Annotated in this window: 14 protein-coding genes; 10 read left to right on the top strand and 4 right to left on the bottom strand. The window is 72.8% G+C overall.

Features of this window, described 5'->3' with window-relative positions; translation table 11 throughout:
- Nucleotides 1-337: 337 nt before the first annotated feature.
- The 4 genes from rpmH to yidC all read left to right on the top strand — a co-directional run bounded on the left by rpmH (nucleotide 338) and on the right by yidC (nucleotide 3,089).
- Nucleotides 338-475 carry a 50S ribosomal protein L34 gene (gene rpmH, locus LRM40_RS17880; protein ID WP_151126018.1) on the top strand — a complete coding sequence of 46 codons (138 nt, stop codon included), beginning with the start codon at nucleotides 338-340 and terminating at the stop codon, nucleotides 473-475.
- Nucleotides 476-692: 217 nt separating this feature from the next.
- Entirely contained in the window at nucleotides 693-1,031 is a 339-nt protein-coding gene (locus LRM40_RS21600; RefSeq protein ID WP_375138591.1) for a ribonuclease P protein component, read from the top strand.
- Nucleotides 1,032-1,044: 13 nt separating this feature from the next.
- Nucleotides 1,045-1,434 carry a membrane protein insertion efficiency factor YidD gene (gene yidD, locus LRM40_RS17870; RefSeq protein WP_151126016.1) on the top strand — a complete coding sequence of 130 codons (390 nt, stop codon included), beginning with the start codon at nucleotides 1,045-1,047 and terminating at the stop codon, nucleotides 1,432-1,434.
- A complete protein-coding gene (gene yidC, locus LRM40_RS17865) occupies nucleotides 1,431-3,089 on the top strand; it encodes a membrane protein insertase YidC (protein ID WP_151126015.1) in 1,659 nt (552 codons plus the stop codon). The genes yidD and yidC overlap by 4 nt, the downstream gene beginning before the upstream one ends.
- A 210-nt stretch (nucleotides 3,090-3,299) precedes the next feature.
- Here yidC and LRM40_RS17860 read toward each other — a convergent pair whose 3' ends face one another.
- On the bottom strand, nucleotides 3,300-4,118 hold the full coding sequence (locus tag LRM40_RS17860) for a hypothetical protein (RefSeq protein WP_170288998.1): 819 nt from the start codon (nucleotides 4,116-4,118) through the stop codon (nucleotides 3,300-3,302).
- 182 nt (nucleotides 4,119-4,300) lie between these two features.
- Here LRM40_RS17860 and LRM40_RS17855 point away from each other — a divergent pair, with 182 nt between their 5' ends.
- The 3 genes from LRM40_RS17855 to LRM40_RS17845 are packed head-to-tail and all read left to right on the top strand — an operon-like array spanning nucleotide 4,301 to nucleotide 6,620.
- Nucleotides 4,301-4,909, top strand: coding sequence for an RNA polymerase sigma factor (locus tag LRM40_RS17855; RefSeq protein ID WP_151126012.1), 609 nt, complete (start codon nucleotides 4,301-4,303; stop codon nucleotides 4,907-4,909).
- The gene (locus LRM40_RS17850; protein ID WP_151126011.1) at nucleotides 4,906-5,604 is read left to right on the top strand and encodes a hypothetical protein; all 699 of its coding nucleotides are present in this window, start codon (nucleotides 4,906-4,908) and stop codon (nucleotides 5,602-5,604) included. Before LRM40_RS17855 ends, LRM40_RS17850 begins: the two co-directional genes overlap by 4 nt.
- A 14-nt stretch (nucleotides 5,605-5,618) precedes the next feature.
- Nucleotides 5,619-6,620, top strand: coding sequence for a caspase family protein (locus LRM40_RS17845; protein ID WP_231067637.1), 1,002 nt, complete (start codon nucleotides 5,619-5,621; stop codon nucleotides 6,618-6,620).
- On the opposite strand, the gene LRM40_RS17840 is transcribed toward LRM40_RS17845, so the two are convergent.
- Nucleotides 6,621-9,158 (bottom strand): CHAT domain-containing protein, encoded by a 2,538-nt coding sequence (locus LRM40_RS17840; RefSeq protein ID WP_231067636.1) that lies wholly within the window; start codon nucleotides 9,156-9,158, stop codon nucleotides 6,621-6,623.
- Nucleotides 9,159-9,162: 4 nt separating this feature from the next.
- Entirely contained in the window at nucleotides 9,163-11,382 is a 2,220-nt protein-coding gene (locus LRM40_RS17835) for a TonB-dependent receptor plug domain-containing protein (RefSeq protein ID WP_170288985.1), read from the bottom strand.
- A 103-nt stretch (nucleotides 11,383-11,485) separates the two neighbouring features.
- Here LRM40_RS17835 and mnmE point away from each other — a divergent pair, with 103 nt between their 5' ends.
- The 3 genes from mnmE to LRM40_RS17820 all read left to right on the top strand — a co-directional run bounded on the left by mnmE (nucleotide 11,486) and on the right by LRM40_RS17820 (nucleotide 15,387).
- Nucleotides 11,486-12,889 (top strand): tRNA uridine-5-carboxymethylaminomethyl(34) synthesis GTPase MnmE, encoded by a 1,404-nt coding sequence (mnmE, locus tag LRM40_RS17830; protein WP_151125830.1) that lies wholly within the window; start codon nucleotides 11,486-11,488, stop codon nucleotides 12,887-12,889.
- Between the two features lie 303 nt (nucleotides 12,890-13,192).
- Nucleotides 13,193-14,062, top strand: a complete 870-nt coding sequence (locus LRM40_RS17825) for a DUF535 family protein (RefSeq protein ID WP_170288984.1) — start codon at nucleotides 13,193-13,195, stop codon at nucleotides 14,060-14,062.
- A gap of 68 nt (nucleotides 14,063-14,130) precedes the next feature.
- Nucleotides 14,131-15,387: an MFS transporter gene (locus LRM40_RS17820; protein ID WP_151125828.1), complete on the top strand. Its 1,257-nt coding sequence runs from the start codon at nucleotides 14,131-14,133 to the stop codon at nucleotides 15,385-15,387.
- Nucleotides 15,388-15,421: 34 nt separating this feature from the next.
- Here the strand turns inward: LRM40_RS17820 and LRM40_RS21500 are convergent, their stop codons facing one another.
- Entirely contained in the window at nucleotides 15,422-16,876 is a 1,455-nt protein-coding gene (locus LRM40_RS21500; protein ID WP_151125827.1) for a methyl-accepting chemotaxis protein, read from the bottom strand.
- Nucleotides 16,877-17,021: the final 145 nt, after the last annotated feature.

Below are 17,021 nucleotides of genomic sequence, written 5' to 3'. Positions count from 1 at the left end.
GTGGACAATTCTTCTTGAGCGGCCGCATTCTACGCACTCCTCGGGCCGCCTGGGGCGAGGTTATCCACAGTTTCCTGCACGGGGTCAATCCCCCCGCGGCGCCGCATGTTGTGGTGCAAGTGTTTGACCAGATTGGCGTTTCTTGGTCTAATCGTGGGTTTCCCGAACGCCTGGGTGGGCTTTCGCCTGTCGAACTTCCTGGAGCTCTTGCCGTCTGCGGCAGGGCCAGGGGCCTTTGACATGCGCTGGTGCCGTGCCTGGGCAACCCCAGGCTCACCAGAGCTCCCTTGCAGCACATGCACTCTTTCAGGGTGCCACTACCCAGTAGGTACACAACATGAAGCGCACCTATCAGCCTTCCAAGGTCCGCCGCGCCCGCACGCACGGTTTCCTCGTTCGCATGAAGACCCGTGGTGGCCGCGCCGTCATCAACGCGCGTCGCGCCAAGGGCCGCAAGCAGCTGTCGCGGGTCTGATCCCGGCGCCATGATCGGCCGCATCGTGCGTCCGGCCGATTTCGAGCGCGTGCTGTCGGCTCCGCAGCGTTCCCGCAGTGCCCATTTCGCCATTCACCATGTGAGTGGCGAGCCGCAGGCTTCACGTCCGTCGGGGCTGTCCACGGGTGATGCACCGCTTATCCCGGTGTTGTCACCAGAGTTATCCACAGCCTCTGCGCCCTCTCTTGGGGCGCTTGTGGATGAATCCGGTGCATCCGGCCCGTCCGGTCCTTCCGGCCACTGGCTGGGGCTGGTCGTGCCCAAGCGGCATGCCAAGCGCGCCGTCACCCGCAACCTGATCAAGCGCCAGGCCCGCGCGGCCATGGCACGCCACCTGGCCACGCTGCCTGCCGGCCTGTGGGTGGTGCGTCTGCGCGCGCCCTTCGACCGGGCCCAGTTCCTCAGCCCGGCCTCGGAGACCCTGCGCGAAGCGGCCCATGCCGAGATGGACACGCTGTTCGACCGCGCCATCCGCCAGCCCTTGCCGGCCGATGGCGGTGGGCGCCTGCGCCCGCGTGCCCGCTCCAAGGCCTGAGGCACGTTTCGCGATGCCGATCCGCCCGCTCCCCACTCTGCGTCTGCTGCCTCGGCGGCTGCTGCAGGCCGGCGTGCGCGGCTATCGTCTGCTGCTGAGCCCCTGGCTGGGCAACCAATGCCGCTTCGAGCCCACCTGCTCGCGCTATGCGCTGGAGGCGCTGGAGCGCCATGGCGCCGCGGCGGGCAGCTACCTGGCCGTGGTGCGCATCGCGCGCTGCGCGCCCTGGTGCGCCGGCGGCTGCGATCCGGTGCCTGCCGAGCGGCCTCGCCTGTTCCGGCATCTGCTGCCTGGCGCCACCGTGCCAGTGGCCTCTCCCGTGGCCGTCCCCCCGTCTGACACGACCGCGTCAGCCGAGCCGGCCACCCTTGTTCCCCTGACTTCTTCCAGGCCATCCTCATGACCGATATGCGCCGCACCCTGCTGTGGGTGGTGTTCACCATGTCGCTCGTCCTGCTGTGGGACGCGTGGAGCCGCCACAACGGCCAGCCGACCCTGTTCGGCGGCCCGGTGCCCGCGGCATCGGCAGCGGCTTCCGGCAACGGCGTGCCCACGCCGGCCTCGGCCGCGGCCAATGGCGCCACCCCGGTGGTGGCCGGCGCCTCCGCGCCCGCACCCGTCCGCAGCGAGACCTTCACCGTCCACACCGACGTGATGACGGCCACCTTCGACACCCTGGGCGGCACACTGCGTCGCGTGGCACTGAACAAGTACCACAGCGACACCGATCCCGGGCAGCCCATGCTGGTGCTGGACGAGACGGGCCACCGCTACGAAGCCCAGACCGGCTACATCAGCGCGGGCGCCACGCCGTTGCCCACCCACCTGACGCTGATGAGCGCCGTGCCCGGCGACCGCGATCTGAAGGATGGCCAGGACACCCTGACCGTGCGCTTCGAGTCGCCCGAGGTGGGCGGCGCCAAGCTGGTCAAGACCTACACCTTCCACCGCGGCCAGTACACCGTGGATGTGAAGCACGCCCTCACCAACGTCGGCAGTGCCCCGCTGCAGCCTCAGCTCTACCTGCAGCTGCAACGTGACGACAAGGCGCCCGGCGCCCACACGTCCTTCTACAGCACCTTCACCGGCCCGGCCGTCTACACCGACGAGAAGCGCTACCAGAAGGTCAAGTTCGAGGACATCGCCAAGCACCAGCCGGGTGACTCGCCGCTGCATGTGCAGAAGGCCAACGACGGCTGGATCGCCATGGTCCAGCACTACTTCGCCACCGCCTGGCTGGTGAAGGACGGCTCGCCGCGCGAGTTCCGCACCACCAAGATCGGTCCGGACCTCTTCACCGTGGCCCTGGTGCAGCCCCTGCCCGCCGTGGCACCGGGCGCCACCGAAACCAGCGACGCCACCCTGTTCGTCGGCCCGCAGGAGGAGAAGAAGCTCGCCACCCTGGCCCCGGGCCTGGAACTGGTGAAGGACTACGGCTGGTTCAAGGTGCTGGCCGAGCCCCTGTTCTGGGTGCTGGACCACATCCACAAGCTCATCGGCAACTGGGGCTGGTCCATCATCCTGCTGGTGGTGCTGCTCAAGGCGGCCTTCTACTGGCTCAACGCCAACGCCTACAAGTCGATGGCCAAGATGAAGGCGGTCAACCCGCGCATCATGGAACTGCGCGAGCGCCTGAAGGACAAGCCGCAGGAGATGCAGCAGGAGATGATGCGCATCTACCGCGAGGAGAAGGTCAACCCGCTGGGCGGCTGCCTGCCCATCTTCGTGCAGATGCCCTTCTTCATGGCGCTGTACTGGGTGCTGATGTCCACTGTCGAGATGCGCGGCGCGCCCTGGATCGGCTGGATCACCGACCTGTCGGCCAAGGATCCGTTCTTCATCCTGCCGGTGCTGATGACGCTGTCCAGCCTGCTGCAGGTCTGGCTCTCGCCCAAGCAGGCCGACCCCATGCAGCAGAAGATGATGTGGATCATGCCGCTGGCCTTCAGCTTCATGTTCTTCTTCTTCCCGTCCGGCCTGGTGCTGTACTGGCTGACGAACAACCTGCTGTCCATTGCCCAGCAGTACGTCATCAACAAGCGCATGGGCGTGCTCTGACGGCCGCCTGAGTCACGTTTCGTGACAAAAGACGCACCGGCGGCTTCGCGGCCCCGGTGCGTTGTCGTTTCTACGGATCGCCAGCGTGTCCGCCGCCCCGATAGTGAGGATGCGGGGATGAACGGCACGCCTTGAACGCGCCGTTCGCGAGCAGGGTCAGACGCCGGCCGATGACGGCCAGCGCCGGCCCGCCCCCCGCGCCAGCCCTTCTTATTGCTGGATGAAGACGAAGGGGTTGATCACCGAGCCGTCGGACTTGGTGGCCGAGAACACGATGGCCTGACGGGTTGCACCCGCCGCCGGCACCGTGTAGAGCGTCAGGCGGAAGGTCTTGCTCACGCCGTTGCTGGTGACCGTGTAGCCGCCGCTGCTGAAGGCCGCATCCACCTCGGCCGCCGACCAGATCGTGGTGTCGGGCGGATTCACCGAGCCGTCGGTCAGCGTCAAGGTGCCATCGGCATTGAAGACGCCCGAGGCCACACCGGCGTCCACGGCGCTGCCGTTGCTGCTGCATTCCAGCGAGCCGAAGCCTTGGCCCTGGGCCATGGCATGGGCGCTGGCCGCCGCCACCTTGCCATCGGCCCGCACGGCCAGGTGGCGGGTGGTGTCGGCGCCGCTGCTGCAGGTCAGCAGCAGGCCGGCGTCGAGCCGCTCGGCGCTGGCCCCCAGGGCGGTGCTGCCGCTGTCCACCCAGCTGACGTTGTTGAAGCCGTCGGTGGTGCTCAGCTGCAGGGTGGAGGCCACGTCCACGCACTGCGTGCTGGCGCTGCTGCTGGCGCCGTAGAAGTTGGCCGCCTGGCTGACCGGGCTGGCCGAGCCGCTGGCGTAGACGTCGTAGTTCACGGTCTGCCAGATGTTGCCCGAGCAGGCCGAGGCGGTGCCGCCGCCGGAGCTGCTGCCCCCGCCCGAGCTGCTGCCACCGGAATTGCTGCCACCCGAGCTGCTGCTGTCCGAACCACCGCCGCCGCAGCCCGCCAGCACCAGGCCTGCCACCATCGCCGCCAGCAGCGGCTTCAGAGTCTTCGTCATCACGTTGTCTTTCCAGAGAGAGGGGGTTGAATACAGAGTCCCAAGCTCTTGTTCGTGGCGGCGGTGCGCCAGGTTCACATCGCGCGAACAAAAAAGTGCGGCGGGGGCGGGGCTTTGTAAGATGGGCGCCCCGTCGACCGACGGCCGGGCCCGTGGCCCCCGCAGTTCCCCGATCACCGCCCATGAGCGACGACCGCACCATGAACCCCCTGCTCCAGCTGGCTGCCCTGCAGTCGGGTGACGAGCAGGCGCTGAAGATGCTCTGGCATGACTGGGCGGGCAAGGTCCAGGTCTTCGCCCGGCTGCAGCTGGCCCCCTGCGGGGCCGAGGCCGAGGCCCTGGCCCAGGAGGTCACCGCCGACGTGTTCCTGGATCTCTGGCGCCACCCGGACCGCTTCGACGGTCGCGTGGCCTTTGGCACCTGGCTGCTGACCCTGGCGCGCAACAAGGCGGTGGACCGGCTGCGCCAGCGCCGCCTGGGCGCCACCCTGCAGACCGAGCTGAGCGAGGCCGCCTGGCAGGCCCTGCCGGACGACGCGCCCACGCCCCCCGAGGGCCTGGCCCGCCAGCAGCGCCGCCACGGCGTGCTGGACTGCCTGCGCCGCCTGGGCAACGCGCTGCAGCGCGAGGCCCTGATGCTCTGGGCCCTGGAGGACATGCCCCTGGCCGACATCGCCCGCCTGCAGAACACCCCCGAAAACACCGTCAAGACCCGCCTGTTCCACGGCCGGCGCCACCTGCGCGACTGCCTGCAGCAGTGGCTGGGCCGCGAGGAGGGCGCCACGCCATGACCCCGACCTTGAGCCCCGAGGACGAGCGCCGCTTCCAGGACGCCCTGCCCGCCTTCCTGGCCGGCCAGCTGGCGGCGCCGGAACAGGCCTGGATGCAGCGGCAGCGGCAACAGCACCCCGCGCTGGACGCCGAGGCCCGCACGCTGGAGCAGCTGCGCAGCGCCCTGCACGACGCGGCCGCCCGCGAGGACACCGGCCCGGCCTGGCAGCGCCTGCAGCAGCAGTTGCAGCCGGCCGCCAGGCCGCTGGCGCCACCGGATGAGGCATCTGCGCGGGCCTCGGTCTGGAGCACCCTGCGGGCCTGCCTCCAGGCATCCCTGGGTGCGCGCCCGGCCCTGGCCCTGGCCACCCTGGTCATCGTGGCGCAGGCCGGCGCCATCGGCTGGCTGCTGCACGCCCAGCGCGCCGCCGAGGAGGAACCGGTCTGGCGCAGTCTGCGCCCCGCCACCCTGCAGGCCGCCCCCCGTGCCCAGCTGCTGCTGCAACTGGCGCCGGATGCCCGTGTGCAGTCCCTGGCGCCGCTGCTGGTGCCGCAGGCCGGCGGCCCGCGTCAGCTCAGCCTGGGCATCGACGGGCGCTGGGTGCTCAGCCTGCCGGCCGACGAGGCCGCCGCCACCCTGGCTGCGGCGCGCAGCCTGTCCGCGGTGCAGCGGGCGAGCCTGCTGTCCGCGCCGCGGCCCGAGTCGCAGCCTTGAGGGGGCCGGACCGGATGCGCGTCCCCGACCCGCGCCGTCGCCGCTGGCTGCAGGCCGCTGTGGCCGTGGGCACTGCCCCGCTGTCGGTCCGGGCGCAGTCCTCCCGGCCCTTACCCCCGTCCCGCGGCACCCGCCACGCGGTGCTGGTGGGTGTGTCGGCCCTCCAGTTCCAGCCCCCGGACCTGTGGCTGCAGGGGCCGGCGCACGATGTGCAGGCCCTGCGTAGCCTGCTGCCCGGCCTGGGGGTGGCGCCGGCACGCACCCGGGTGCTGGCCGACGGCCTGGGGCCCCGGGCACAGGCCGCGCCGCCCACCCGCGCCGCGCTGCTGCAGGCCCTGGACGCGCTGACGACCGAGCTGGTGGCCGGCGACGAGGTGCTGCTGTACTGGTCCGGTCACGGGGTGCGCAGTGCGCCGGTCGCGCCCGCGGCGCCGGTGGGCCCGGACGGCCTGAGCACCTGGCTGCTGGCCCGGGACGCGGCCCGCGCGCCCGCCGGCAGCCCCTGGCCGCTGGCGGGCGCGCTGGCCAGCGCCGAGGTGGGGGAGCGCATCGACGCCTGGCTGGCCCGGGGTGCCCAGGTCTGCGTGGTCTTCGACACCTGCTATGCCGGTGGCAGCACCCGGTCGGCGAGCGACCCCGCACTGGGCCTGCGCTGGCGCGGCCTGCGCACCGAAGACCTGGCGTCGCACGCCAGCGCGCCGCTGCCCGCCGCGCCGGCCTCCGGGCCGCCGTTGCGCGACACCGACTGCGTGGCCCTGCTGGCCTGCGGTAGCCTGCAGCGCACCCCCGAATGGCGCAGCCCGCAGGGGCTGGTGCGCGGCCTGTTCAGTGCGGCCCTGTGCGACGCGCTGGCCCAGACCCGCGCCGGCTGGGACCATGCCGCGCTGGTGCGGGCCACCCAGGCCCGCCATGCCCAGCTGGCCGCCAGCCTGAAGCTGCCGCGCTCGGCCTGGCCGGTGCCCCAGTTCAGCGGGGCGCTGGGCCGTCCGCTGTGGCTGGCCCCGTCACCGGGCTGATCAGGGCCGGTCCAGCACGATGAAGCCGCCCCAGGCCGAGGGGTGGGGCGACACCCGCATCCGGGCGATCTGGGCCTGCCGCAGCGCCTCGGGGGCGGGCTGGCCGGCCGCATAGGCACGGTACACATCCGCCATGAGCTGCGCCGTGTCCTCGTCCGGCACCGTCCACAGGCTGGCCAGCACCTGCCGCGCCCCGCGCAGCAGCGCCACATGGGCCAGGCTTTCCAGTGGTGAGCCGCGGGCGTCCACACCGGCCGGCACCGCGGTTTCGCAGGCCGACAGGGTCAGCAGGTCCACGCCGCGGAAATCGAAACCGGGCCGGGCCAGCTCGGCCAGCGACACCCGCTGTCCGCCGCCCAGTTGCAGCCAAGAGGCCTGGGCATCGCCCGGCACCAGCCGGAAGTGGCTGGCGATGTGCACCACGCGGCGCTGGGCCAGGGCCTGGCGCAGCGTGGCGCGGGTGAAGGCGCCGTCCAGCCGCAGCTCGGGCGCGGGTTCCGCCGGCGCCAGGGCGGCCAGGGTCCGCAGCTCGGCGGGCACCTGGGGCAGCGCGGGCAGGCCGGCGGCGCGGGCACTGCCCAGCAGGGCCCAGCCCCGGTGCGCGCGCACCGGCGTCCCGGCGTCCTGCTGCGCCCGCGCGGGCGGCGGCCCCGCGTCCATCGCCAGGGTGTGGCGCTCCAGCAGCCAGCCCCCGCCGTCGTGCAGCAGGCCGAAGGGCAGGTAGCGCAACACGCCCTCGGCCTGGATCTGCAGCGGCGCGTCCGGCGGCAGCAGGTCCGCCACCGGCGCCCACAGCCGGGCGTAGAGCGCCTGGGCCAGCGGCCGGGGGTCGCGGCCGGGGTCCTGCACCGCCTGGCGCAGGGCGGCCACCTCGTCCAGCAGGGCGCGCTCGCCGATGTCCACCTCGCGCACGGTGGTCCGACCGTCCACCTGCACCGCGATGCGCAGGTGCGCCGGGCCGGGCAGGTAGAGCAGGTGGGGCGTCGTGGCCGCCGTGTCTGCGTCGGCCGGTGCCGCGGCCGGTGGCGTGGCCACGGCGGGGGCCGCGGTCTGCAGCCAGGCGGCCAGGGCGTCCAGGGTCTGGCGCAGCACGGCGGGGCGGCCCGGGCCGCGCAGGGCGACCCCGGACCTGGCGGCCCCGTGCAGCCGGGCGCGCCAGTCCTGCAGGGCCTGCAGGGCCTGTCGCTCCCCGGGGCCGAGGGCCAGCTCGCCGGCGTCCGTCGCGCCGCGCACGAGCTCGTGGTACTCGGCGTCGCGCGCCAGGGCCAGCACCTGCTCGGCCTCGCTCAGGCGGTGCTGGTCCAGCAGGCCGTCGGCCAGCTGCTGGTAGCTGTCCTGCCACAGGTGCAGGTAGCGGGCCTGCTGCTCGGACGGCAGGGCGCGCAGCCGGGCGCGCTGGCGCTGCAGTGCATTGAGGGCCCACTTGCCCAGCAGGGTGGCGGTGGCCGGGGCCCCGGCCTGCCGGGTCAGCTGGCCCAGCTCCAGCAGGGCATAGACCTCGCCCAGCCGCGGGGTGTCGCCCGGCTGGCTCCAGGCCACCGCCAGGGCTTCGGCGGCGCAGTGCAGACCGGGGCCCGGCTCGTCCAGCCGCGCGCTGGCCCTTGCACAGGCCGACAGCAGGGCTTCGCGGTCTTCGTCCAGCCAGCCGCGGGCGGCCACGGCGGCGGCATCGTCCCGCAGGGCCTGGGCCCGTGCGGCCTGCCAGGTGGCGGGCCCTTGCGGGGCCAGTTCGTCCGCCCATTGCGGGCGCAGCACCCGGGCCTGCAGCACCATGGGCGCATCGTCGGGCAGGCCGGCCTGCCGGGCCCGCTGGGTCACCGCGTCCAGCCACTGCAGGGCCAGGGCGGTCTCGCCCTGAGCATGGGCCAGGTGGGCCAGCGACAGCTCGTCCCAGGCCAGTTGCAGGGGCGGGCGCAGGCCGGCCTGTTCCAGAAAGCGGTGGCTGGCCAGCCGGGTGCTGTAGGCCAGCGCCGTCTCGCCCAGGGCCGCGTGCAGCATGGAGCGGTGGGTCAGCACGACGGCGCACAGCTCGTCGCCGCAGCGGTGACCGTCGAAGTCCAGGTAGGGCAGCAGCGGGCGCAGGGCCTGCCGGGCCTGCGCCCAGTGCTGGGCGTTGACGGCCTGGGCGAACAGGGCCTGGCGCGGCCACAGCACCTCGGCGGCGCCCGGGGGGCGCCAGCGCCGGGCCCGCTGCAGGGCCTGCTGGGCGGCCGCGCGGGCCTGGGTCGGCCGGTGCGCCCCGACCTCCACCCAGCTCAGGGCGTAGCCGATGCGGGCCAGGGCCAGGTCATGGTCTTCGGCGGTCAGCCGGGCGCGGGCCAGGATCTGCTGCGCCTGCCGCAGGGCGGCGCGGGCCTGGGGCGCCCGGGCCGGGTCGTCGTAGGCCGCGCTGGCCTGCACGACGAGGGCGTCGGCCTGCGCCAGCGCCGAGGTCGAGTCAGAAGCGGGGCCGGGCCGCGCGGCCAGGGCCAGGGCGGGCGGCAGCAGCGTGAGCGCGGCCAGCAGGCCGGCGCGCAGCCACCGCAGCGGCCCGCTCATCGCCTCACCAGTCCTGTTCCAGGCTCAGCGCCACCGCCCAGGGGCGGCTGCCCTCGAAGCGCGTGCGCCACTCACCCTGCTGCTGGCGCTGGCGGGACACGGCGCGCCAGTCGGCCCCCAGCTGGTTGGCGCGCAGGCGCAGGCGGCTCTGCGGCGCCAGGGCCCACAAGGCATAGACATCCAGCGTGCATTGGGCGGCCTGGTCCACCCGGGTGTTCGGGTCGTTGGCGGTGCCGGAGCTGGGGTTGAAGCTGGTGGTGGGCAGCGCGCGGCTGGCGTAGCCGGCTTCGTAGTGCAGGGTGGCGCCCCAGCCCAGCGAGCCGGCGGGCCGGGCATCCCAGCCGATGTTGATCAGCAGCGGGGCCTGGCCGGGCAGGCGCGAGGGTGCCGCCTGGCCGTCCACGTGGGACTGGTTGAAGCTCAGGTCGGCGCGCAGGGTGGCCAGCAGCTGCCAGGGGCTGTCGGCGGGCAGCGCGGCCAGGTCGATCTGCCCGCGCACCTCCACGCCGCGCAGGCCGGCTCGGCCCAGGTTGCCGGGCGAGAGCACCCAGCGACCGTCGCCGTTCTGGGCCACCTGGAAGACGATGGGGTCGTCGAGGCGGCGGGCGTACAGGTTGAGTGACCACTCGGCCGGCCCCAGGCGCCGGGTCAGACCGAGCTCCAGCCCCGTGGCCACCTCGTTGCGCAGCGCGGGGTTGCCGCGCACATCGGGGTACCAGGGCTGGTTGTAGTCGCCGGTGCTGCGGCCGTTGGGCGAGAGGTCGCGCAGGCGTGGCTGGCGGTAGCTGCGCGAGAGACCTGCGTGCCACTGCAGGTCGGCCGTCGGGGTCCACAGCAGGGCCAGCGAGGGCAGGCCGAGGTCGAAGCGTCGCTGGGTCTGCCCGTCCAGGTCCAGCTGGCTGTGCTCCTGGCGCCAGCCGGCCTCCAGCTGCCAGGCGGCGTCGGGCTGCCAGTGGGCCTGGGCGAACAGGGCCTGGGTGGGGCGGCGCAGCTGGCTGCGGTCGGCTTCACCGTCCGACAGGCTCAGGTCGCTGAGCCGGTCCAGCACCCACTGCGCGCCCAGCGTCGTGCGCCAGCCTGCGCCCAGCGGCTGGTCCCAGCGCAGCTGGGTCTGCTGGGCGTAGGTCACCGAGCGGTCGTCCTCGCCCTCCTCGTCGGTGACCTGGCCTTGGGCGTCCTGGGCCAGCAGCTGCCAGCGGCTGTGGCTCACGTCCTTGCTCCAGGACCACTGTGCCTGCAGCGCGCCACCCTCGGCCAGGCCGTGTCGCCACCGGGCGTGCGGCTCCAGGTGCCAGGCCTCGGGCTCGTCGTCGCGGATCGTCTGCGTGCCCTCGGACACGCTGGCGTTGACCCCGTCGAAGTTCCAGTTGCGCAGCGCGCTGCGCTGGGTGCTGTGGGTGGGGCCGTCCACGGCCATGGCCCCCAGGGCCAGCCGGTCGGCCCCGTCCTGCCAGGCCAGTTCGCCGCTGGCGTTCAGGCGGGGGTGGCTGACGCTGCGGTGGCTGATCAGGCTCTGGTCGGTGTAGACCACGTCGCCGTAGTCGCTGATCCACTGCGAATGCACCCGGCTGGATTCGGCACTGGCACCGCGCTGCCAGCGGGCCGCGGCTTGCCAGTCCAGCTGGGGGCCGAGCGCCCCGGCCAGGTCCACGCCGACGGCAGGGTTCAGCCGCTGGTGCCGGGCCTGGGCCTCCACCACCAGGCTGCGCCGCGCCGCGCCGCCCGCCCGGCGGGTGTAGAGGCGGATGGTGCCGGCGATGCCCTCGCCGCCATCGGCGGCGGTGGCGCCGCGCACGATCTCCACCCGCTCGATGGCCGACAGGTCGAGGTCACCGAGGTCCACGCCCTGGCCCTGGGTGCCCACCGGGCGTCCGTCCAGCAGCACCTGGGTGTAGCCCCGGCCCAGGCCGCGCAGCTGGATGCGGCCGTCCATGTCCACGCTCACGCCGGGCACGCGGCGCAGCGCATCGCTCAGGCTGCTGTCGCCGTAGCGGGTCAGCGCCTCGTGGTCGATGACCTGGACCTGGCCATCGCTGGCTGCCGGCGGTGTGGCCGTGCCGACGATGGTGAGCCGGGCGGGTGTGTCGTTGGCCGTGTCGGCGGCGTGCGCCGCGGGCACCGGGGCCAGGGCGGCGGCGCTCAGGGCCAGCGCCGGCAGGCCGACTTCGGACAGGGGGGACCGACGGCGCCGCGGGCACCCGGGGGCGGGGGAGGCCCCCTTCACGCAGAACAACATAGAGCAAGCAACTGCAACAAGCGCCGGGATCATGCCTCAGGCGAGGGCCTTCTCCCGGGGGGGGGCGTTGTGCCTGTCAGACAATGTCGCCATGACCTTGGCCCGCCTGCATGACCCCATCGTCGCCATCGCCACCGCCCCCGGGCGCGGGGCGGTGGGCATCGTTCGCGTCTCCGGGCCGGACCTGAAACCCCTGGCCCAGGCCCTGCTGGGCCAGGTGCCGGCGCCGCGCCACGCGCTGTACGGTCCCTTCCGCGAGGCCGATGGCGCCCTGATCGACCATGGCCTGGCGCTCTACTTTCCGGCCCCGCACAGCTACACCGGCGAGGACGTGCTGGAGCTGCAGGCCCACGGCGGCCCGGTGGTGCTGCAGCTGCTGCTGGCCCGCTGTCTGGGTGCCGGTGCCGCGCTGGGCTGGCCGCTGCGACTGGCCGAGCCCGGCGAGTTCACCCAGCGCGCCTTTCTGAACGACAAGCTGGACCTGGCCCAGGCCGAGGCGGTGGCCGACCTGATCGACGCCAGCACCGAGGCGGCAGCGCGCAGCGCCACCCGCTCGCTGGCCGGTGCCTTCTCGCAGGAGATCGAGGGCCTGGCCGAGCGCATCGTCACGCTGCGCATGCTGGTGGAGGCCACGCTGGACTTTCCCGAGGAGGAGATCGACTTTCTGGAGAAGGCCGACGCGCGCGGCAAGCTGCGCGCCATTCAGGCCGCGGTGGACGCGGTGCTGGGCCGGGCCCGCCAGGGCGCGCTGCTGCGCGAGGGCCTGCGGGTCGTGCTGGCCGGCCAGCCCAATGTGGGCAAGAGCTCGCTGCTCAACGCCCTGGCCGGCGCCGAGCTGGCCATCGTCACCCCCATTGCGGGCACCACGCGCGACCGGGTCAGCGAGACGATCCAGATCGAGGGCGTGCCCATCCACATCACCGACACCGCCGGCCTGCGCGACGACGCGGCCGCCAGCGACGAGGTGGAACGCATCGGCATGGCGCGTAGCTGGGAATCCATCGCCAGCGCGGACGCGGTGCTCTTCCTGCACGACCTGACCCGGCTGCAAGACCCGGCGTACCAGGCCGCCGACGCGGTGATCGCGCAGAAACTGCAGGCGGTGGATCCGGCCCGGCGGATCCAGGTCTTCAACAAGGCCGACAGCGGCACCGAGGCGCTGGCCACCCATCCGGAGGGCGAGGCCGCGCTGGTCATCTCGGCCCGCACGGGACAGGGGCTGGAGGCCCTGCGCCGCCTGCTGCTGGAACGTGCCGGCTGGCAGGCCGCGCCCGAGGGCGTCTACATCGCCCGCACCCGCCATGTGCAGGCCCTGCGCGAGGCGGCCGAGCACCTGGCCCTGGCGGCCGAGCACGCCGACCAGGCCGACGCCGCGCTGGACCTGCTGGCCGAGGAGTTGCGCCTGGCCCACGAGGCCCTGCAGCAGATCACCGGCCGCTTCAGCGCCGACGACCTGCTGGGCGAAATCTTCAGCCGCTTTTGCATCGGCAAGTGAGGCCGCAGGGCCGACGCCGCGGCGTCTTCGCCACGGTGGGGGGCCTTGTCTGGCGGGTGGCTGTCGGCAGACCGTCCTCCGACTGACGGCCTCTCCGGACCCGCGGTCCGGCGCCTAGAGTGTCCCTCTGGCAATACCCCCAAGGGTGAGCAAGGGTGCCCGGCGCGTCCCGGCACCTGCTTGCGGGACACGATGACGAATGTGATTTCCATGGCCCCTGCGGCGGATTCGCGCGCGGGGGCTGCTGCGCTCGCGTCGGGCGGTGCGCTGGCCTGGCCATCCCTGTCGGCGCTGTTGCGGCACATGCGCACCAGCCCCCTCAATCTGGGGCGCAGTCTCACCATGGCGGTCAACCATGTCCGGGCCCGCCGCCTGTGGTCCGGCTTGACGGGGCAGCTGCGCGAGAGCCCGCTGCTGGAGGCGGTCCTCCTGCGCGGAACCGAGGCCTTCACCCCCTTGGTCCGGGAACTGGCGGACCGTCGCCTCAGCCTGGCGGAGCGCTTCGAGGTGTATGCCCTCAGCGTGCAGACGGCAGACCGGCTGCTGAGCGTCACCGCCCAGGAAGAGCTCCGGCAGGGGCGGCGCGTGGTCCTGCTCGCCCAGGATGGCTTCCAGATCGATCTGGGGGTCAACGAGTACAGCATGGAAGAGGGCTTGTGGTCGGTGACGCTGCGCGGTGCCGAGGGCGTGCGCCTGTCCACGGCGAGCCTGAGCTTTCTGCCGGGCGACCGTCTGCTGGTGGGCTGCGTGCAGGGCCCCAAGATGTCGGATGCTCTGGCACTGGGGGAGATCCGGCGCGCGACCCACGCCTTTCATGGCCTGCGGCCGCCGCACCTGGTGCTGGCCGTGCTGAAGGCCCTGGCCCGATGCGGCGGCCAGCAGCTGCTGGGCGTGGACCTGCGGGTCAAGGCGCGCTTGCGGCGCCACAAGCTGCGCCAGGGCTACCACTTCGACTATCGGACCTTCTGGGGCGAGTTGGGTGGCACCTTGAACGGGGACGGCCACTGGGTGCTGCCGCTGGACGACAGCGAGCAGCGGCAGCTGTCCGAGGTGCCGGCCAAGAAGCGCAGCATGTACCGGCGCCGCAACGAATGGCTGGCCAATCTGGCGCCGCGGCTCCGGCCGCATCTCGCACCGTCGCTTCGTCCCCCGGTGGATCGGACCGCAGCCTGACGCCGCCGCCGCCGCGGCCGCATCGCACGCACAATCGGTCGCATGCTTGCGATGGACGCGGTGTCGACATGAGCCTGAGGTCGGGGTCTTTCCCGCGCACCTTCCACGCCTCGCTGCAGCTGCTGCTGACGCGGCGCTTCGGCACCTTCTGGCTGGCCAGCCTGCTGTCCAACATCGGCACCTGGGCCCAGCAGGTGGCGCAGCCCTGGCTGATGCTGTCGCTGGGTGCCTCGCCCTGGCTGCTGGGGCTGGATACCTTCGCCCTGGGCGGGCCGGGCCTGCTGCTGACCCTGCTGGGCGGCGTGCTGGCCGACCGGGCCGACCGCCGGCGGCTGATCGCCACGCTGCAGTCCATCCAGATGCTGTGCCCGCTGCTGATCGTGGGGCTGCTGCTGCACGGGTCCATCCAGCCCTGGATCATCGTGGCGCTCTCTCTGGTGGTGGGCGTGACGGATGCGCTGTCCATGCCCTCCTTCCAGACCATCGTCTCGACCCTGGTGGACCGCCGGCAGCTGCCCACCGGCATCGCGCTCAACACCACGCAGTTCAACCTCTCGCGCATCCTGGGGCCCTCGCTGGCCGGGGTGCTGATGGCCAGCATCGGTGCGGTGGGGGCCTTTGCGGTCAGCGCCGCGTCCTACCTGCCCTTCATCGCAGTGGCGCTGTGGATCCTGCCGCGGGCGACGGTGCAGGCGGTGGCGCCGGCCGAGGGTGGCAGGGATGGCCCGCCGCTGGCCGGTGCGCGCGCGGTGCTGGCCCAGCCGGCGCTGCGTGGCGCGGTGTTGACGGTGCTGGGCGGCAGCCTGCTGTGCAGCCCGTTGCTGACCTTCTGCCCGGTGCTGGTCAAGACGGTGTTCCAGGCAGACGTGGCGCAGTTCAGCCTGACGGTCAGCGCCTTCGGCGCGGGGGGGCTGCTGGGCGGCCTGCTGCTGATGGCGGTGGACCCGGCGCGCGACCGCCGGCCCCTGGCCTCCTGGGCCGCCAGCGGCTTCGCTGCGGTGGTGTTGCTGTCCGCCCTGAACCCCTGGGCCTGGGCGCTGCCGCTGCTGTTCGTGGCTGGCGGGCTGGCGATGACGATGGCCAATGCCTCGGCCAATGCCTGGCTGCAGTCCCAGGCGCCGGCCGCCATCCGGGGCCAGACGGTCAGCCTGTTCATGCTGGCCATGCGCGGCGGCACGGCGCTGGGCGGCCTGCTCACCGGCCTCACGGTCAGCGCCTGGGGCGTGCGCGAGGCGCTGGCCCTGAACGGTCTGCTGGCGCTGCTGGCCCTGGCTGGGGTGCGTCGGGGCTGGTTGGCCGTTCCGCGGCCCACCCTGGCAGGCTGATCACCCGCCCCGGGAGCACGCCCCGAGGTCCGCATCAGGCCGGCTGCCGCTGGGCCCCGAGGGTGAAGCGCCCCACCACCGCATTGAGCTGGGCCGCCTGGCGCTGCAGGCTCTCGGCGGCCGCAGCGCTTTCCTCCACCAGCGCCGCGTTCTGCTGGGTCACGCGGTCGAGTTCGGTGACCGCGTCGTTGACCTGATCGATGCCCTGGGTCTGTTCCTGCGAGGCCGAGGAGATCTCGCTGATGAGGTCGCTCACCTGGCGCACCTGCTGGACGATGGCCCCCATCTGCTCGCCGGCCCGGCCGACCTGGGCGCTGCCGTTGGCCACCCGCTCCACGCTGGCGCTGATCAGCGAGCGGATCTCCTTGGCGGCCTCGGCCGAGCGCTGGGCCAGGGTGCGCACCTCGCCGGCCACCACCGCAAAGCCGCGGCCCTGCTCGCCGGCACGGGCCGCTTCGACGGCGGCATTGAGGGCCAGGATGTTGGTCTGGAAGGCGATGCCGTCAATCACCGCATTGATGTCGGCGATGCGCTGGGAGGACTCCGAAATGTGGGCCATGGTCTCGATCACCTCGTTGACCACCGCACCACCCGCCTGCGCGGAGCTGGCCGCGTGGCTGGCCAACTCGTTGGCCTGGCCCGCGCTCTGGGCCGTGTTCTGGACGGTGCTGGTGAGCTCCTCCATCGAGGCCGCGGTCTGCTGCAGGTTGCTGGCCTGCTCTTCGGTGCGCTGGCTGAGGTTGAGGTTGCCCGAGGCGATCTCGGTGGCGGCGTTCTCGATGGCCGCGGCAGACTGGCTGACGTCGGCCATGGCAGCCTCCATCTTCTGCAGGGCGCTCTTGAGCATCTGCGACACCGGTGTGCTGGCATGGACTTCGTGCACGTCCAGGCACAGCGAGCCGCCCCGGTCGACGCGGCGCACCAGATCGGTCAGTTCGGCGGCCTCGACGGCGGCGCGGTGCAGGCCGACGGCCAGGAAGATCTCGATGCCCGTCTGCACCACCACGTAGATGGCGTGCATCAGGGTCTTGAGCAGGTTGGCCTCCGGCGTGCAATACAGGCCCCAGCCCAGGGCCTGCAGGCGGTCGAACGCCAGGTGGTGCACCGCGAACAGGGCCGCGCCGAGCACGATGGGGCGCCAGTCGCGGTACACCAGCAGCAGGCCCAGCAGGACGAACACGCCGAAGTGGAACTCGATCGTGCCGCGTCCCAGCTGGATGTGCAGCATCACCATGGCGGCGTTGGTCGCGGTCAACGTGAGCTGGGCCAGCCAGCGGCCGCGGGCCAGGGCGAAGGCCGCAGCGCCCAGGGCCAGGAGCAGTCCGCCCAGGCCCGCCGCCAGACCCAGGCCGCCGTAGTACTGACCGATTGCCAGGGCCGCCAACTCACTCGCCACCAGGGTGGACAGCATCACCAGGTCCCCGGTGCGGGCGATCTGGAACAGGTCGGCCTGGCGGGCCGAGGCGGATGGGGCAGCGGAAATCGGCATTTCGAACAATCTTCAGAACATCAGGGGCGCCAAGGGACCGACTGTGTCGGGCAGGCGCCATCCACGGTGCTGTAGGTATCGGCTGATTCGCCGCTCAGTAAAGCTTGATGACATCCTCGCGCCACCGGAGAGCGGTCCGGGGTGA

It is taken from the genome of Ideonella dechloratans, assembly GCF_021049305.1.
GTDB lineage: Bacteria > Pseudomonadota > Gammaproteobacteria > Burkholderiales > Burkholderiaceae_C > Ideonella > Ideonella dechloratans.
This window is presented reverse-complemented; position numbering and strand designations above follow the sequence as displayed.

What these genes read in the sequence shown, in the direction of transcription:
- rpmH (WP_151126018.1), top strand. Translation starts at nt 338, where the DNA reads ATGAAGCGCACCTATCAGCCTTCCAAGGTCCGCCGCGCCCGCACGCAC.
- yidD (WP_151126016.1), top strand. Translation starts at nt 1,045, where the DNA reads ATGCCGATCCGCCCGCTCCCCACTCTGCGTCTGCTGCCTCGGCGGCTG.
- yidC (WP_151126015.1), top strand. Translation starts at nt 1,431, where the DNA reads ATGACCGATATGCGCCGCACCCTGCTGTGGGTGGTGTTCACCATGTCG.
- LRM40_RS17860 (WP_170288998.1), bottom strand. Translation starts at nt 4,118, where the DNA reads ATGACGAAGACTCTGAAGCCGCTGCTGGCGGCGATGGTGGCAGGCCTG.
- LRM40_RS17855 (WP_151126012.1), top strand. Translation starts at nt 4,301, where the DNA reads ATGAGCGACGACCGCACCATGAACCCCCTGCTCCAGCTGGCTGCCCTG.
- LRM40_RS17850 (WP_151126011.1), top strand. Translation starts at nt 4,906, where the DNA reads ATGACCCCGACCTTGAGCCCCGAGGACGAGCGCCGCTTCCAGGACGCC.
- LRM40_RS17845 (WP_231067637.1), top strand. Translation starts at nt 5,619, where the DNA reads ATGCGCGTCCCCGACCCGCGCCGTCGCCGCTGGCTGCAGGCCGCTGTG.
- LRM40_RS17840 (WP_231067636.1), bottom strand. Translation starts at nt 9,158, where the DNA reads ATGAGCGGGCCGCTGCGGTGGCTGCGCGCCGGCCTGCTGGCCGCGCTC.
- mnmE (WP_151125830.1), top strand. Translation starts at nt 11,486, where the DNA reads ATGACCTTGGCCCGCCTGCATGACCCCATCGTCGCCATCGCCACCGCC.
- LRM40_RS17825 (WP_170288984.1), top strand. Translation starts at nt 13,193, where the DNA reads ATGCGCACCAGCCCCCTCAATCTGGGGCGCAGTCTCACCATGGCGGTC.
- LRM40_RS17820 (WP_151125828.1), top strand. Translation starts at nt 14,131, where the DNA reads ATGAGCCTGAGGTCGGGGTCTTTCCCGCGCACCTTCCACGCCTCGCTG.
- LRM40_RS21500 (WP_151125827.1), bottom strand. Translation starts at nt 16,876, where the DNA reads ATGCCGATTTCCGCTGCCCCATCCGCCTCGGCCCGCCAGGCCGACCTG.